Origin of the sequence: Lysinibacillus sp. SGAir0095, from assembly GCF_005491425.1 — a bacterium.
GTDB lineage: Bacteria > Bacillota > Bacilli > Bacillales_A > Planococcaceae > Ureibacillus.
In genome coordinates this window covers 3196929-3214831 of sequence record NZ_CP028083.1, presented here as the reverse complement: position 1 = coordinate 3214831, position 17903 = coordinate 3196929, and the positions used below count along the sequence as shown (strand labels likewise).

Annotated in this window: 17 protein-coding genes; 7 read left to right on the top strand and 10 right to left on the bottom strand. The window is 36.6% G+C overall.

The window, feature by feature from the left end:
• Positions 1-305 precede the first annotated feature (305 nt).
• Genes C1N55_RS15960 through C1N55_RS15945 form a run of 4 tightly spaced genes read right to left on the bottom strand, consistent with a single transcriptional unit; the run spans position 306 to position 5246 of the window.
• Positions 306-1205 (bottom strand): DMT family transporter, encoded by a 900-nt coding sequence (locus C1N55_RS15960; RefSeq protein ID WP_137729732.1) that lies wholly within the window; start codon positions 1203-1205, stop codon positions 306-308.
• Positions 1199-2428 carry an amidohydrolase gene (locus tag C1N55_RS15955; protein WP_137729731.1) on the bottom strand — a complete coding sequence of 410 codons (1230 nt, stop codon included), beginning with the start codon at positions 2426-2428 and terminating at the stop codon, positions 1199-1201. Before C1N55_RS15955 ends, C1N55_RS15960 begins: the two co-directional genes overlap by 7 nt.
• Positions 2425-3666: an amidohydrolase gene (locus tag C1N55_RS15950; RefSeq protein WP_137729730.1), complete on the bottom strand. Its 1242-nt coding sequence runs from the start codon at positions 3664-3666 to the stop codon at positions 2425-2427. Before C1N55_RS15950 ends, C1N55_RS15955 begins: the two co-directional genes overlap by 4 nt.
• A 23-nt stretch (positions 3667-3689) precedes the next feature.
• On the bottom strand, positions 3690-5246 hold the full coding sequence (locus C1N55_RS15945) for a glutathione ABC transporter substrate-binding protein (RefSeq protein WP_137729729.1): 1557 nt from the start codon (positions 5244-5246) through the stop codon (positions 3690-3692).
• A gap of 188 nt (positions 5247-5434) precedes the next feature.
• Here C1N55_RS15945 and C1N55_RS15940 point away from each other — a divergent pair, with 188 nt between their 5' ends.
• From C1N55_RS15940 to C1N55_RS15910, 7 genes are read left to right on the top strand one after another with little or no spacing between them, the layout of a single operon-like run.
• A complete protein-coding gene (locus tag C1N55_RS15940; protein ID WP_137729728.1) occupies positions 5435-6325 on the top strand; it encodes an ABC transporter permease in 891 nt (296 codons plus the stop codon).
• An 8-nt stretch (positions 6326-6333) separates the two neighbouring features.
• A complete protein-coding gene (locus C1N55_RS15935; protein WP_137729727.1) occupies positions 6334-7254 on the top strand; it encodes an ABC transporter permease in 921 nt (306 codons plus the stop codon).
• Between the two features lie 13 nt (positions 7255-7267).
• The gene (locus C1N55_RS15930) at positions 7268-8266 is read left to right on the top strand and encodes an ABC transporter ATP-binding protein (protein ID WP_137729726.1); all 999 of its coding nucleotides are present in this window, start codon (positions 7268-7270) and stop codon (positions 8264-8266) included.
• Positions 8263-9249: an ABC transporter ATP-binding protein gene (locus C1N55_RS15925; RefSeq protein ID WP_137729725.1), complete on the top strand. Its 987-nt coding sequence runs from the start codon at positions 8263-8265 to the stop codon at positions 9247-9249. The genes C1N55_RS15930 and C1N55_RS15925 overlap by 4 nt, the downstream gene beginning before the upstream one ends.
• A 32-nt stretch (positions 9250-9281) precedes the next feature.
• On the top strand, positions 9282-10034 hold the full coding sequence (locus C1N55_RS15920; RefSeq protein ID WP_137729724.1) for a sensor histidine kinase: 753 nt from the start codon (positions 9282-9284) through the stop codon (positions 10032-10034).
• 1 nt (position 10035) lies between these two features.
• Positions 10036-10743: a response regulator transcription factor gene (locus tag C1N55_RS15915; RefSeq protein WP_137729723.1), complete on the top strand. Its 708-nt coding sequence runs from the start codon at positions 10036-10038 to the stop codon at positions 10741-10743.
• Positions 10733-11977 (top strand): hypothetical protein, encoded by a 1245-nt coding sequence (locus C1N55_RS15910; RefSeq protein WP_137729722.1) that lies wholly within the window; start codon positions 10733-10735, stop codon positions 11975-11977. Before C1N55_RS15915 ends, C1N55_RS15910 begins: the two co-directional genes overlap by 11 nt.
• 188 nt (positions 11978-12165) lie before the next feature.
• On the opposite strand, the gene C1N55_RS15905 is transcribed toward C1N55_RS15910, so the two are convergent.
• The 6 genes from C1N55_RS15905 to C1N55_RS15880 form a co-directional block, all read right to left on the bottom strand.
• Positions 12166-12366, bottom strand: coding sequence for a hypothetical protein (locus C1N55_RS15905; protein ID WP_137729721.1), 201 nt, complete (start codon positions 12364-12366; stop codon positions 12166-12168).
• Between the two features lie 300 nt (positions 12367-12666).
• Positions 12667-13437, bottom strand: a complete 771-nt coding sequence (locus C1N55_RS15900; protein WP_168193880.1) for an IclR family transcriptional regulator — start codon at positions 13435-13437, stop codon at positions 12667-12669.
• Positions 13438-13441: 4 nt separating this feature from the next.
• Positions 13442-14707, bottom strand: coding sequence for a TRAP transporter large permease (locus C1N55_RS15895; protein ID WP_137729719.1), 1266 nt, complete (start codon positions 14705-14707; stop codon positions 13442-13444).
• 10 nt (positions 14708-14717) lie between these two features.
• On the bottom strand, positions 14718-15224 hold the full coding sequence (locus C1N55_RS15890) for a TRAP transporter small permease (protein WP_137729718.1): 507 nt from the start codon (positions 15222-15224) through the stop codon (positions 14718-14720).
• Positions 15225-15286: 62 nt separating this feature from the next.
• Complete coding sequence (locus tag C1N55_RS15885; RefSeq protein WP_205758481.1) at positions 15287-16327, bottom strand: DctP family TRAP transporter solute-binding subunit; 1041 nt, start codon at positions 16325-16327, stop codon at positions 15287-15289.
• Positions 16324-17511: an iron-containing alcohol dehydrogenase family protein gene (locus C1N55_RS15880; RefSeq protein WP_137729717.1), complete on the bottom strand. Its 1188-nt coding sequence runs from the start codon at positions 17509-17511 to the stop codon at positions 16324-16326. The genes C1N55_RS15885 and C1N55_RS15880 overlap by 4 nt, the downstream gene beginning before the upstream one ends.
• Between the last annotated feature and the right edge of the window lie 392 nt (positions 17512-17903).

Here is a 17903-nt window from a genome sequence, read left to right as displayed (position 1 = left end):
ATGATAAACCATTGAGTTATTCAATGTAGTGTAGGACTTTGATTAAAAATATCAGAATAAAACTTATAGAAAAATCCCTCCTTTCAACAAAAAAGTAGGGATTTTTAACATTTAATAGACTTAAGGATTTGAGAAAACTAACAGTTCATATTCAAGAAATCATAATTATTAATAATATGGTGTCCATTCTAATTGCTTCATTAATTGACTCCATTAAATGTATATTTTGGAGAACTCTGTCCAGTTTCATAATCCATTTTAAAAAGGGGTTGAAACGTCAACTAGCTTCCATTTATATTTCTGCCTTACAGGAAGCCCCCTGTTGCCTGTATTATTTTCCTTAGCTTCAAAATATCCAACGAAAGAAAGATGCCGACAATCACGAATAGGCCGCCAAATAGCTGCAGAATGGAGACGTTTTCACTTAAAATCAGGGAGGAAAGAAAAATCGTGATTAACGGCTCCAAATTTAAGAATACAGCTCCTTGAGTGGCGCCGACTTTCGGCATTTCTTTGTTCCATATTAGATTGCTTACACCATGTATGAGGATGGCGGATACGACAAGCAGTAGAACAATCCCACCTGGTATCGTAGCTAGTTCCCGTCCTATTGTTACTGGGGTAAAGGGAAGAAGACATACCAATCCTATGAGCGTTGTACTACATGTAATGGTGATACTACTCATGTGCTTACTTAACACTTGCAAGCAAACAAGAAATATCGCGAAACTTAGCATGGTAATAAAGCTAAACACTTCGCCCATACCAAAGGAAAAATGTACATCTCCCTTAAAGGAAATAATGATGATGACACCGCAGAATGAAAGAAGGGAACCACCCCAAAATGAGGGGGATTTTTTTTCTGCAAACAGCAATTTATTGATAATCCCCGTCATGATTGGCGTAAGAGCTAATATATAGGCAGCAACTACCGGTGTTGTGGATTCAAGACTTTTGAAGAAAGCAAAGTGATTGATACTAACACCCAGTAGAGCAGCAAATGCTACAAGTAACCAAACTTTTTTGCGTACTCGTTTTAATTGAATCCGATTAAAGCAGATGATTCCTAGAAATAGCACGATGCAAAAAAGTCTGATGACCGTCACATGAATCGCACTTAAGTAATCTACTAATATGGTTCCAATTATGAAATTAGATGCCCATAGTGATACGCATAGCAATAATATGGCGTATGATTTTAACATGTAACGACAAGCGGTTGAAAGAATTTACCTTTGTTCATAACAGTCCGTTGTTTTGGTAAACGTGCTACAGCTTCGGCGCTACAGCTGGATGGGACAAAGACAAAGCTTGCTTCATCTCCTACATTTGGCCATTGCTGCTGTCCTTGATTGTTTAACGGTGTAACGTGATTTGTAATATAGCCTAAGGAATTACGAAGACCTCGTTCATCAATTTTTCGAGTGACATCCGCAAACGAATTCACTTTTCCTAAAATGTCACCTGACCCATATGGACTCCAGGAGTCATAAAAGCCGTCACAGCCAAAATGGACTTTAACCCCATGTTCCGTTAAAAGGTCAATCGGAGGAATCACACGTCCTAGATTAAATGGAACCGTCGACATAATGTGAACATCATGCTTTTGTAATCTTTTCACAATCGCTTTTTGCTCTGCAACTGATACATCGCCTAAGCCAAAGGAATGGCTAAAATCAGTACGGCTCTTGAATGCATTTTCTTCCATTAAATCTAGCCATTTATCAATGGTATAGTAGCCTAAGTAGCCACCATCATGTAAATGGATATCCACGTCCACATTATATTCGCTAGCGATTTGCATCGTTAAGCGTAGGGAATTTTCAACATCGCCATCAATTCCACCTGGATCTAGGCCTCCTAGCATTGTTGCGCCATTTTCAAGTGCCTGACGAAGTAAGTCTGGTACGTTGTCGCGCATTAAGCCGTGCTGAGGAAAAGCGATAATATCTGCTGTTACATAATCCTCGTACTTCTTTAATGCCCTTACGACACCTTCCAGATTTTTGAGACCAATATAAGGGTCCACATTAATATGTGTACGAATATGATTGACGCCATTCGCGAGTATTTTTTCAATCATTGCACAAGCGCGTTGTTCAATTGTTTCACTTAGCTCAACTAATTCCTGTGCTTCATAATCGAGACGTTCCTTTAAATTTTGCACAGGTTTGCATGCCTTCCAAGGTAGTGAGAGGTAGGTTTTGTCTAAGTGATTGTGCATTTCCTTGAATGCTGGTAATGCTAGTTGACCGTTCATATCTGTTACGTGTTCACTTGTAATCTCTTCAGAACAATCTACAATCGATAAAATAGACCCCTCAGGAGAGATTTCAATATGAAATAAATTGGTCGTTGTTTCGATACGGTTGTTTGGATGTACAATTTCACCCGTCTCTAAACGAACATTTTTTAACCATTGATTCATCTCAATGCTCCTTTCAGCTCAGTTGGATTTTGATGGATTACTTTGCCTTTTGAAATAACAGTCGTAATCGGGCAACGTCTTGCAACTACATGTGCACTACTTACACCATCAATGACTAAGAAGTTTGCATTGTCGCCAACTTTAGGCCAAACTTGGTTGCCATCAACATCTAATGGTGTGATCCCTGCAGCGGCATATTTCCATGCCTGTCCAAGTGAACGTTCATCAATATATTTGAAGCGTTCTGCAAGTGTGTTTAATTTTTCGATTGTGTCACCAGAGCCAAATGGGGACCAATGATCTGTTAAGCTATCATGACCAATTGAAACGTTCACCCCATTGTCGTGCAAATAGTTCACAGGAATCGTCGAACGATTTTGTCCAATTGGAATTGTGGAAGTAACGTCAATATTAAATGAAGCCATACGTTTTACAAGGGGTTCTAATTGTGCTTCTGTTAAGTCAGATAAAGCGATTGCGTGACTAATCGTGACACCATTTGTAAAGCCTGTTTCCTCTATAATATCCATTAACGTTTGAATCTCTAAGCTACCAAGCAAATCACGGTCATGTAGATGAATATCAATTTGCTTATCGTACGTTTTGGCAATTTCAACAATCAGCTCTAAAGAACGTCGCGTTTCTCGGTCAACGATAGCGGGGTCTACCCCCCCAACATGTGTTGCTCCTAGTTCCATTGCTTCACGCATTAAATTTTCAACATTAGAGCGTAGTAAGCCATGCTGAGGAAACGCAACGATTTCATACGTTATTTGGTCAGCAAAGGATTCTAACACTTCCTTTGTAATTTTAATATGCTCAGTACCAATTTGAGGGTCCACATTACAATGGCTCCGAATATGTGTGTGACCATTGGCAATTAAATGCTCAACCATTTTGGTTGCACGCTCTTTGGCTACTGGCAACTGCAGTGGAAGAAGCTCGATTTCTTCTTGGATACGTGTGAAAATGCCTTGTGTAATGGGTGTTGGCGCAATCCATTCCCCACTAAAATAGGTTTTGTCGATATGGATATGCATTTCTCTAAAAGATGGTAATAACAGCTGTCCTTGCACATCAATGGTTTCAGCGTCTACTGAAGAAATCGTTTCGTCAATCGCTACAATTTTGCCTTCCTCAATGAGTAGATCAAAACAATCTGTATTGGTTCCAATAACTAGATTATTTTCAAATAGGAAGCCCGTTTCTAAACGGGCATTTTTGATTAAAAGAGTCATATGAACGTTCCTTTCGTTATGAATTATTGTGAAACCGTTACATCTCGTACCATTGTATAGTTTGATGCATCTAACCAGAAGCCTTTTACTTTATCACTTACAACAGCAAGGTGTTCATAGTTTCGAACTGGAATATAAACGGCTTCATCTAATTCAATTTTTAATGCTTCTTCGTAAATTTTTGCGCGCTCTACCAAATCACTCTCCGTACGAGCTGCTTCAATTAAACGATCCACTTCTGGATTGGAGTAAAAGAAGTGGTTGCCTGGTGGTCCCTGTGATACGGAGTGGAATAGGTTGTATTGGTTATAGTCTCCATCACCAGTCGCGTTCCCCCAACCGCCAATAAACATTTGATGCTGTTTTTTGGAAATTTCTTCAATATACGCACCGTACTCTAATACTTGAATTTCAACCTTTAAGCCAATGCCTTTTAACTGGGATTGAATAACCTCTGCCATATTTATACGTTCTTTACGATCACTTGTCAGAAGTTTTACGGTTGTCCCTTCTTGAATACCAGCTTCACTTAGAAGTTTTTTCGCTTCTTCTAAATTGTAATCATACCCCTTTACATTTTCAGAGTAGCCGATCACCATTGGGCTCATAGCAGAGTTTGCTAATGTCCCAACATTTTCATAGATACCACTAATAATCGTTTCGCGGTCGATTGCATAGCTAATCGCTTTACGAACTTTTACATCTGATAATAATTCATCCTGTACATTGAAACCGATATATTCGACTGCTAAACCTTCCGTACGGAATAAGGACATCGTATCTGAGCTTTCGATTCGAGCTAAGTCCGTCACTGGTATTTGATCGGAAATGTGTGCTTCGCCACTTTCAACCATAGCAATACGTGTTGCATCTTCAGGTACGATCTTGAATGTTAATTTACTGAACTCAGGAATGTCGCCCCAGTAATCTTGGTTTGTTTCTAATTCGATTGATTGTCCAGAAGTCCAATTTTTAAATACGAATGGACCTGTACCAACTGGTGAAGTTTTTAATTGATCAGCCTTTTCTGCAATTGCTTTAGGGCTAATAATGCTCCCTTCATTACTTGCTAAAATTGATAGTAAACCTGCATATGGTGAGTTTAATTTCAATGAAACAGAGTATTCATCATTTACGACTATTTCTTTAATCATACTTAACTTGTCTTGTTGAGGTGAACCTGTTGCTGGGTCTAATATACGATCAAAAGTAGCTTTTACCGCCTCAGCATTGAAATCTGTTCCGTCATGGAATTTGATCCCTTCGTTTAACTCAAATGTCCACGTTGTATCGTCATCTTGAGACCATGATTTTGCTAATAAAGGTACAAAATTGCGATCTTTATCGAAAGCGATTAATGTTTCGTAAACTTTACCGTGAACAATATTTGCTGATGGAATATCTGTGATGAAGTGTGGATCCAAGTTTGTTGCATCAGAAGCTCTTAAAATAATTAATTCCTCTGCTGTATCTGTCGTGTCGCTCGTTTCTTTTGCTGCCTCATCATTATTTGCTGTAGAGCATGCTTGCAGCACGAATACGAGCATCATGATAGAAAGTAAGTAAGATAATTTCTTCATTTCATCATTCCCTCCAAAAGTGATAGTCTGTTAACCTAATTGAATTATATAAAATATGAAAACGTAATATTTTCGTTTTTATTACTACTATTTTAAATTTTCTGACAAATAAGTTTTTTTGTATTTACTTTAGATTTTTAATTTCTTACATTGAGTACACAATCTAATAAAAGTGTAGGAGGGGTTCGATGGAAAGTAACGTGAATTCGGTGACAATAGTTTCACCTTCTATTAAACCAAAAAAAGCGAAGAAAAATCTGTGGAGAAAAATAAAAAAGAATAAGGCTGCATTAGTTGGCTTAGGCATTTTAATCGTTTATGCAGTTATTTTCGTTTTTGGGCCGTGGCTAGCACCATATGATCCATTTGAAATTGATTTAACAAATAAGCTATTGGCACCCAATATGGACCACTTGATGGGGACGGATGATAAAGGAAGAGATATATTAAGCCGAATTTTATCTGGCGCGTATTTAACAATGGGCGTTGGGATTTGTGCCGTTCTTTTTGGTTGTATTATTGGTGTCACAATCGGCTTAATTGCTGGCTATTATGGTGGAATTATTGATTCGATTATTAGTCGTATTATGGATGTCATGCTCGCTTTCCCTGGTATTTTGCTGGCATTGGCAATTGTTAGTGCTTTAGGGACAAGCCTGGTCAATGTAACAATAGCTGTTGGATTCTTCTCCATTCCGATGTTTGCGCGAATTGTTCGAGGTTCAACGATGGAAGTGAAAAAACTGGAGTATATCGATGCGGTACGAACTCTAGGGGCAAATGATGTCATTATTATAGGAAGACATATATTACCGAATATTTTATCTCCTATTATTATCCAGGCTTCTATGCGTCTGGCAACTGCGATTTTATCAGCAGCAGGTCTATCATTTTTAGGGTTAGGTGCTCAGCCACCATCACCTGAATGGGGTGCTATGCTTTCTACTGGACGGGATTTTTTATTTAATGCGCCACATATTGCATTATTCCCAGGATTAATGATTTCGGTTTTAGTATTAGGGTTGAATTTATTAGGTGATGGGTTGAGAGATGCCCTGGATCCACGGATGAAAGGATAGGTGAAAAGATGACAGTCTTTATTATTAAGAGAATCGCACAAATTGTCCCTGTCATATTTGGCGTTACATTAGTTGTATTTTTAATCATGCAAATGGTACCTGGGGATTCTGCAGTAGTTTTGGCAGGAGAAGGGGCATCCCATGAAACGATTGAAGAACTACGTGAAAATTTAGGCTTAAATCAACCCTTGCATATTCAATATTGGGAGTATATTAAAGGACTCGTTCAAGGAGATATGGGCACTTCATTAAAAAATGGAAGTCCAGTTCTGGATGAAATACTTGTGCGCTTACCGATTACAATTGAGCTTGCGACATACAGTATTTTAATTACGATTGTATTGGGACTAGGGGCAGGGATTGTATCCGCCATTAAGCCGTATTCTTGGATGGATTTCGGGGTAACAATTATCGCTTTACTGGGAATTTCTTTACCAAGTTTCTTTTTAGGGATTTTATTAATGTATACATTTTCAGTTGATTTGGGTTGGCTTCCTGTTGCCGGCTGGGAAAGTCCGAAACATATTATTCTACCAGCCATAACGCTTGGGGCTGGTGGTGCTGCGATTGTTGCACGTATGACACGCTCAAGTATGTTGGAAGTCATAAATCAAGACTTTATTCGTACTGCAAAAGCAAAAGGATTAAAGGGCTACATTATTATTTTCAAGCATGCCTTAAGAAATGCATTGATTCCAGTCATTACAGTAGTTGGTCTTCAGTTTGGTAGTTTACTAGGCGGTACGGTATTAATAGAATCTGTATTTGCTGTGAATGGATTAGGACGAATGATTGTAGATGCGATTCGCACACGTGATTTGCCAATGGTACAAGGTGGGGTTCTTGTAGCTTCGATCATTTTCGTATTCGTCAACCTTTTAGTAGATATTTTATACAAAGTGTTCAATAAACGAATTGATTTAAATTAGGAGGTCATAAATAATGACAAATCAGACACCAGTATTAGAAGTGAAAAATTTAAAAACACACTTCTTTACAGATGAAGGCGTTGCAAAAGCTGTAGATGGCGTGTCCTTCTATTTGAACAAGGGCGAAACCTTAGGCATCGTAGGGGAATCTGGCTGCGGCAAATCGATGACATCATTGTCTATACTAAAGCTAATTCCGACACCTCCTGGGAAAATTGTAGAGGGCGAAGTTTTATTAAACAATGAAGATATTAACAAAATGAGTAATGAACAGCTAAGACAAGTTCGTGGCAATAAGATCTCAATGATTTTCCAAGAGCCGATGACAAGCTTAAATCCCGTCATTTCTGTTGGCGAACAAATTGCAGAGTCGCTTCGACTTCATCAAAAATTAACAAGAAAGCAAGCTTGGGCAAGAGCAGTGGAAATGCTAAAGCTTGTCGGGATACCAGCACCTGAAAAAAGAGCAAAACAGGAGCCGTATCAATTGAGTGGAGGGATGCGCCAGCGTGTCATGATTGCGATGGCATTAGCATGTAATCCGGATGTCCTCATTGCGGATGAGCCAACTACAGCACTGGATGTAACGATTCAAGCACAAATTTTGGAAATACTAAGAGATCTACAAAAACAAATGGGCATGAGCATCATTTTTATTACGCATGATTTAGGTGTTGTAGCGGAAGTATGTGACAAAGTAGCGGTGATGTACGCTGGACAAATTATTGAGGAAGGCTCAGCAGATAGTATTTTCGAGCAACCATTACATCCTTATACAGAGGGGCTAATCAATTCCATTCCAAAGCTTTATGCTGAGCAGGAGGAATTAGCTACAATCGAAGGCTCAGTGCCGAGTCCATATCACTACCCAGTAGGCTGTAGATTCGCAGAGCGTTGCCAATTTGCAACTGACATATGCAAAGAAAAGCAGCCAGAGTTTGTACAGATGGGAGAGGGAAAGTCTGTACGATGCTTTAAATATACAAATGAATGGGTAGGTGTGGGCGTATGAATGAGGTAAAACAGCCTATTTTAGAAGTGAAAAATTTAAAGCAATATTTCAAACTAAAACGTGATCGATTATTTGGAGAGAAACAAGTCGTTAAAGCCGTGGATGATATTTCTTTTGACTTATTTGAAGGTGAAACATTAAGTATAGTGGGGGAATCCGGTTGCGGTAAATCAACAACGGGACGCTCTATTTTACGCTTGGATGAACCAACAAGTGGCGCGATTAAGCTATTTGGGGAAGACTTATTAATAAAAACAAAAGCAGAATTAAATTTAGCGAGAAAGGATATCCAAATCATTTTTCAGGATCCTTTTGCCTCACTAAATCCAAGAAGAACGATTCGTCAAATGCTAGCAGAGGCCATGACGATTCAAAAAGTCGTTCCGAAAGAATTACAGGACGCGAGAATGATAGAACTCATGCAGTTAGTAGGGTTAAGACCAGAATATTTAGAGCGCTATCCGCATGAATTTTCTGGTGGGCAAAGACAGCGAATTGGCATTGCGAGAGCACTTTCAGTAAACCCAAAAATCATTATTTGTGATGAATCTGTATCTGCGTTGGATGTATCGATTCAGGCGCAAATTTTAAACTTACTGAAAAAGTTACAAAGAGAGCTCGGGCTAACGCTTTTATTTATTTCCCATGATTTAAGTGTAGTCCGTCATATTTCGGATCGTGTAATTGTTATGTATTTAGGTAAGATTGTAGAAATAGCACCGAAAAATTTATTATTTGATTCGCCGAAGCACCCGTATACGAAGGCTTTATTTTCAGCGATTCCAACATTCGAAAAGGTAAACCGCCAAGAAAGAATCATTTTGAAGGGGGATGTTCCTTCGCCAATTTCCCCTCCAAGTGGGTGCCGCTTCCATACGAGATGCAAGTTTGCAACAGAGCAATGTAAGAACGAAGAGCCAAATTTACGAAATGTTCAAAATGGTCAAGAAGTTTCTTGTCATCATTGGGAAAGTCTAGTTTAATTAAAACAGATCTATATTAGGAGTATATGTGTATGTTTCGGCTTGATACATTCAATATTTTCATATTTATTTGTGTATTAGCCCCAATTATAGCAGCAATGTTATTGGGGTTTATTTCGATTTTTGAAAAGCAGATTGATGATTTAAAGGAAGAGAAAAGGGCTCTAGAGCTAGAAAAGGATCTGCATTCACTCAGTTACAATAATTTAAACCAGCAGATTAAGCCCCATTTCTTCTTTAATACGTTGAACACGATACTTAGTTTAGCTCGATTAGATAGAAAAAAGGACTTAATATTAGCATTGGAAAGCTTGTCCCAATTCATGAAAGTTCATTTTAACGAGCAACAGGTTGTATCGCCAGTTAAAACGGAGTTAGCGCTTGTAAATCATTATTTTAAGATACAAAATTTCCGTTTTAGAGATCGTGTACTAATAGACATGGATATTGATGAGGAAGTAGTAGAGCTGCTTATCCCTCCGTTTGTCATTCAAACACTTATTGAAAACGCTTATAAGCATGAATTTGAAATAAATCCAGGGAAGCATAAGCTAGAAATAGCGATCAAAAAGCTAACGAATGAATTGTTTATTTTTGTAAAAAACTCGAAGCAACTCGAAAGATTTGAGTCGACAGTTGAAAAAACTGGCCATGGCTTACAAAATATTTCTTCACGTTTGGAACACCTATACGGTAAGGAGCACTATAGTTTACAAATTGACGATACGGAAAACTATTATAGTATACAGATAATTATTCCGGATACATACGAAGTAGAGGTGTAAGATGAATATTTTACTAATCGATGATGAGCATTTAGAAGTAGAGCAATTAGAATATTTGATAGCACCACATTTTCCAAATTGGACAATTTGGAAGGCATATGATGCCTCGCAAGCATTACAAATCTCAAAACAACAAAAGATAGAGTTGGTTTTCTTAGACATCCACATGCCGGGGAAGTCCGGTCTTGAATTAGCAAAAGAATTAAAAGCATTATATAAATTACAAATCGTTATGGTAACAGCATTTCAAAGCTTTGAGTTTGCGCAGCAGGCGATTCGTATTGGAGTAGCGGATTATTTAACAAAGCCCATTATTGAAGAAGATTTAATCCAAGTTATCGATCAATATAAGCCTTGGAATTCTAAGGATTCAACGATTCAACTTGCCTTAAATATTATTCACGAAAGATATAGCGAAAAGTTAACAGTTAATGAAATTGCCAAAGAAATTTTTATGAACCCAAGTTATTTAAGTCGCAAATTTTTAGAATCGCAAAAAATTGGCTTGAATGAATATTTGAATCAATATCGCCTAGAAAAAGTAACGAAACTTTTAGTGAAAGAACAGGATCAAAGCATCTCTGATATAGCTGAAAAATGTGGTTTTAACAGTCAACATTATTTAAGTGTAGCATTTAAGAAAAAGTTTGGTTTGACACCGAGAGAGTATAAGGTGAAATTTCGTGAAGGCACACTCCATGAAAGCTAAAAGAAATGTCATTTATGCTGGTACGGCAGTTGGTACAATCTACTTGTTAGCGCGTTGGGTAACAGGAAATGCCTTATTTTCTTCTGAACAATCATTAGTTAAATTTGGTATTTTATTTTCCATTATATTAAGTAGTGCTTATGGTGTCGGGTTCATCATTCTCTCTTTTTTTATGAAGAGGGTGAATCGAGAAAATGTTACAGATAATTATTTTACGTACCGCTTTCAACGAATTAATGGGGCAATGAATCAGAGGTTTGTTCAGTTGATAGGCTATTTTGTACAGTTGGAATTATGGCTTGTGCAAACGGTCGTACTTTCAGAGTTTTATAAAATCGTATTTGGTAATAGTAGTGTTATATGGCTAACAGTTTCAATCGTGTGTATGGCATTTATCTATGTTGTAATTTTGAACAAAACCACACAAACAATGGCTTTACTATACACAATTTTATTATTTGTCACATTGACGATAATCCCGATCTATTATTTTATCCTTAATGGATCAAAAGAAATCTATAATGGTATCAGGCTGTTTCATCCGTATTTACTGTATTTTAAAGACAGCAGTTATACGCCGTTTTATATTGCGTTATTTATCATTGCCGTTGCACATATTTTCTGTGATTTACCGACTTGGCATGCACTATCTATTACGAAAAAACAAAAAAGAAGCCAAGTATTGTGGACAACAGGCGCTCTAAAAATATTAATCGGTTTTTCATTTACTGCTATTTTATTAATCGCTATTTACAAAGGTCCGTTTGAAAATTATGAAATTCTTTTGTTATCCTATTTGTACGTTGAACATTCTCTGCCGCTAAGCTATTTATTTGCTACGTTTTGTGTAGCATCTATTTTTTTACCTTTAACTTTTAGTATTAGATCATTAGAAACCGTAAAGACTTCAAATACTAAGATGTTAAATATTTTATTTGCTGTCACAATATTTATAGGTATATTAGTGAACCATTCTATCCGTCTGCTAGATTTAGTCATTTATTTTGGCATTGTGTATGTTGCAGTATTCCCTCTGTTTCTATTCTTTTTATTTTCACGCATGAGCATGCCGAAGTTCGGCTATTTATATTTTCTTGGGAGTATTATTGTAGGTGAAATGTTGTATGTACTGCTTTCGAATATATTAATTGCTTTATTCACAGTCTTACTATTAGGTCTTCTCTTTTACTATTTTACCTATCGTAGCAACAAAAAAGTGATTGTGGACGAATAAGAAGTTACTTGGAAATCCGAAGATTAAGGTTAGTTTAGAAGGTGCTTCAAAAGTGAGATTTAAAATTGTCGGACGAGGTAAATATATATTAGATCATCATTTTATTCTATAAAAGATCAACATGCTGTACAGAAAGGATAGATGAAGGCAGGTGTAATTCCTGTTCGTCTATCCTTGCTTCTATGCACTTATTTTTTGACGTTCACCCGGAATGAATAGGATGGATACTCATCCTCATCATCATCTTCAACTTCATGTTCTGCAACAACCCCAACGAATGTACCATCGATTGATTTAACCCAATCCATAAAGGCTGCATTGAATTCGGATTCGTCTTTGAATAGGTCGGTTTCAATTCCACCACTAATTTGAAAAATCTTATCATTCATTTTATTACCTCCAATGAAGACTTATTAAGAAAAGTCTCTTTTTATATCCTTCATATCTCTTTCAGTATAGCTATAAATAAAACTATGTAAATTGTCTAAGTTATCTATACTGCCCATATTATCAATGACTTTCACATCAAAAAAATATAGATAAACCGAGGTTAAGATGAATAATCAGTTTATCTATATTACTTATTTTGTTATCAATTAGACTTTTTTTAGGGATTTCTAATTTCGAAATGCCTAAACAACCATCACAATCCTTTGAAGTGGTACTGCAAGTTTTTCCCTTAAACTTTATCACTCAATTTTTTTAATTTCGTACCCGTTTAGATAGGATATTCGTCGACTTAGCTTTAGAATTTCCTCACGTGCAATTTCATGCTTACGTTCCCATTTTTCCGTGATCATTGCGGTACTCACACCGGCAATAATTTTCCCATCGGCGTTATAAATAGGGCAGGCTACACAGTGAAATCCTATGGCCGATTCTTGATGTTCTTCTATATAGCCATGAATTTTTGCATTTTGTAAATTTTTAAACAGCTCATCTAAATTTGTGATCGTATGGGGGGTGACTGATTGTAATCCATTCGGAAACAATTTTTCTAACTCATCGTAGCTTTTATCAATTAACTGAACTTTACCAACTGATGTACTATGAGAAGGGTATAATGATCCTGGATGCGTTACTAAATCTATGGTTGATGACCCTTTGATTTTTGCTAAATACATCACTTGATTTTCTTGTAAAATCCCCAGTTGAATATGCTCATCGATAATTTCCAATGATTTTTTCGCTTCACCATTAAACAGGTCAATTATTTCTAAATCCTTAAAGTAATGATGACCAATATGACCTAGAACTGGACCTAACTTGTATTCATCCTGGTTATCTTTTATTAACCAATTTAATTGTTCTAATGTACGTAGAAGGAGAGAACACGAACTCTTGCTGATCCCTAATTCCCTTGAAATATCGATCAATCGCAAGGATCCTTTATGTTCTACAACCAATTTGAGTATTCTGTCGATTTTAACTGCTGCTGGAACCAGATATTCATTTTTCAATATATTAACCACCTAATAGAACTAATGAAATTTGAGGGAAAATAACTAATAAAGCTAGCACCACGATCATTAAACATATAAATGGTATGACAGCCTTTACAAGCTCATCAAATCGGATTGTATCTAATGATTTTGCTACAAATAAATTTACCCCAAGCGGAGGTGTTAGTAAACCAATTGCTAAATTTACAATCATCAGAACACCGAAATACACTAAATTAATTTCGTACATACTTAAAATTGGTAATAGAATTGGGACAATCAAAATAATAGCTGCATTAATTTCAACAAACATACCCACTACAAAGAAAATCAACATAATCATAACGATAAACATTGCTGGGCTACTTGTAATTTCCATTAATACTTCTGCTAGTTTTGTAGGAATTTGTTCTACTGTAATGACCCAACTCATTAAGTTTGCTGCAGCAATAATAAATAGTACCATTGCTGATAAGACGCCAGCTTCTACAAATGTAGTTTTTAAATCTTTCAATTTCATAGTCCGATAAATAAATAACGCTACTACTAAACCGTATACTGATGCCACTGCACCCGATTCAGTTGGTGTAAAGTATCCCGAATAAATACCACCCAAAATAATGATAGGCATTAATAATCCCAAAATTGACTTTTTAAAATGTTTCCAGAAATTAGCCCAAGATGATTTTTCTAAGCCTTTATAATTACGTTTTTTCGAAATGATATAAGCATAGATAATTAATGCTAAACCCATTAAAATGCCAGGTAAAACCCCTGCGACAAATAAATCCCCTACACTGGTATTGGCAGAAATACCATAGGTGATAAATGGAATACTCGGTGGAATAATAATTCCTATCGTTCCGGCTGAGGCAATTAAAGCTAATGCGAATTTTTTATCATAACCTTCTTTAATCATTGCAGGAACAATAATCGAACCAATTGCAACAACTGTCGCTGGAGCAGATCCGGATATAGCGGCAAAGAACATACTAGCTATTACAGCAATAATGGCAAATCCACCCGTAACAGAGCCTACAATGCTTCCAGCAAAATCAACTAACCTTTTTGAAATTCCACCCTTTTCCATAATTTTACCAGCAAGCATAAATAGTGGAATAGACATTAATGGGAATGAATCTAATCCCGTGATCATCCGTTGAATCGCAACGAACTCCGATAAATCAGAGTTCAATAATGCAATCATGGATGCAAAAGCTACACCAATCGCTAAAGGAACATTTAAAATAAGTAATACTAGTAGGACGACAATTAATATCGTAATCATATGCTCCCTCCTAATCTACAAAAATCTCTGGTTTTTCAACTTGTTCTGACTTAATAATGTCAGATATAAACAGCAAGACATACCGAACTAACATAAAGATGGTTCCAACTAAGACAGCCAGATACACAAGATGCATTGGCATGTGTAAAGCTGGAGATAGTTGTCCTTTTTCTATTAGACTATTGATAAACGGAATACCAATCACAATTAGAATTACACAGTAAATCATCGATAAAATATAACTTATCCCTCTTAAAATTCGATTAGCTTTCTCCGGTAAATACACAACTAAAATATCTAAAGTAATATGTGCACCTCTTTTTACCCCTAGACTAGCCGCAATAAATGTAGCCCAGATCATTAAATATCTTGAAGCCTCTTCACCCCAGGTAATTGGTGAGCCAAACAAATAACGGAATATAAAGTTAGCAAATACAAGCAATAACATAGATAAGAGCGTGATAAAAACAAAATTTTCTTCTAAGAAGTCCATTATTTTATCCATTTTCTTCAACATTCTATCAACACCTTTCTTAAAACCTACCAAGATGGCTTGGTAGGTTTTAATTGTTTAGATAATTATTTAGTTGCCTCTAACTTCTCCATTAATAAATCATAGATGTCAGCACCAACAACATCACGATAGCTTTCTACTACAGGCATAGCTAGATCACGGAAAGCATTGTATTGTTCATCTGTAAGTTCTGTGATTTCAACACCATATTCTTCCATAACCTTTCTTCCTTTTTCTTCTTGCTCTTGGTTCATTTCACGTTCGCTCACTGCCCATTTATCAGCTTCTTCTTCTAAAATCTGTTGTAAATCTGCTGGCAGAGAAGTATATACGTCATCATTGATAACAAACCCGTAAACTCCGTATACATGACTTGTTAATGTAAGATATTTTGTTACCTCATAGAACTTCATCCCCACAATTAGAGAAAATGGATTTTCGTACCCATCAATTACTCCTTGTTGAAGACTACTGTATAATTCATTGAATGCGATAGGGGTAGGGCCACCACCAAATGCTTTAATCATATCCATATGTGCCTGGTTTTCCTGTGTACGAATCTTCAACCCTTCTACGTCCGCTGGTGTCTCGATTTTTTTGATATTATTCGCCATATGACGGACACCATTTTCACCCCAAGCAAGTCCACGCATACCCGTGTCTGCCAATAAGTTTTCAAATAACTTATCGCCAAATTCACCATCTAACACGCCAAATGCTTCTTCACCATTTTTAAATAAATAGGGTAAATCTAATAGCATCATAGATTGCGAAAATCCTGAAAATGGACCAGTCGAAATTACCGCCATTTCAATTGAACCATTTTGTACACCTTCTAGCGTTTCTCTTTCAGCACCTAATTGGCTATTAGGATAAGTCTCAATCATAATGCGACCATCCGTTCTTTCTTCTATCGACTTTTTAAATTCCTGCAGTGAATTTTCTAAACGATCATCAGTTGCAGCTGATGAATGCGCTACCTTTAATGTATAAACTTTCTCATCTCCACTAGCACTAGTAGTGATACTAGTATCTGAAGCGTCATCACCACATGCGGCAAGAATAACCATTGTTAAAGTCAATAATAAAAATTTAAATATTCTCATTTGCTAACCTCCATTAATTTCAAATTTCCATAATATGAATCTTCAATAATCTTTTTAACATCCGCGGCACTTGTAATCCTTGGATTTACTTTGATATTTCCACTTCGTAAAGAATCTTTAATAAGAGTTTCAATCGAATCCAACTTAACGCCTAATTCTTTCGTCGTCTTAGGAATCTCCAATTGTGTATTTAACTCGACGATACGTTCAATTACCTTGTATGCGTTTTCATTTTTTGATAATTGTTCATCATATACATTCATTGCCTTAGCAATGTCGCAATATTTATCTACTGCAGCTAATAAGTTGAACTCTAAAACGTAAGGTAACAAAACTGCATTGGCAAAGCCATGTGGTATATCAAAAATTCCTCCGAAAGATTGAGAAATTGCATGCACGTTTCCTAATCGCGTTTGGGAAAAGCACAGACCAGCCAACATAGACGCCTCTAATAAATTCGTGCGACTTTCTAAATCGTTTCCACGTATATAGGCATTTAAGATGTTGTCATTTATTAATTTGATAGCATTTAATGCCATCTCAGATACGACGCCATTATTTTGCTTGGATAAATAAGATTCAATCGCATGTGTTAATGCATCTATCCCTGTTGAACTGGTAATCGATTTTGGACATTCTAACGTTAGCATTGGATCCACAATTGCATATGTCGGGAAAATCTTCTCGCTTATGACAGCTGCTTTAAATAAGGAGGCTTCGTCAGTAACAATTGTGGAAGCTGTTACTTCGCTACCTGTACCGGCAGTTGTCGGTATCGCAATCGTTTCGACAGGTGGATTAGGAATTTTTCCAACTCCCTCGTAATCCAAAATATCACCCGGATTACGCAACATTATTGCGATAGCTTTTGCAGTGTCTATACTACTTCCTCCACCAACAGCAATGATGAAATCGATTTTGTTAGCAGTAGCAAAGTCTACCCCTTTTTTAATGGTCGCAGATTTCGGATTAGGCTCCACCTCAGAAAAGACTTGATAGCCCAATCCCTTTAAGTCAAATATGTCGGTAATCTTTTTAAGTATCCCCGCTGCAATAATCCCTTTATCTGTAACAATCAAAAAGTTCCTTTCACTATATAAACCAAGTATTCGACTTAGCTCATCAAGTGAATTTTGCCCGAAAACGATCCTCGTAGGCATATAAAAGTTATAAATAGTATTCATCCAACATCCCCCTTATCCGTTCAATATAATGAACCAATGGCAATATAGTGAACTTAAGAAAAATATAACATTACACAAATATCCAAATCAATAAAATTCTTAATTTTCTAAAAATTATTGTTAAATAATGTATATTGGGATAATAATTACGATATTTTTGGCTCTGTTGGTATGAAGACGCGAGATCAAAAAGGTAAAAGGATTTGAAGGACAAATAAGCTCGAGACTACAGTAATCCTTGATAATCTAATGCTTTACAGGAAGTGGTTGGACCAATTGCGCGTCCAATTTAGCCGAAATGAAACATTATTTCAATCCAAAAAAAAGCTGCCATTTTGAATCGATTTGAGAAAGATGGACTCCTATCCACAAAAATTATGTAGAGATTTTCC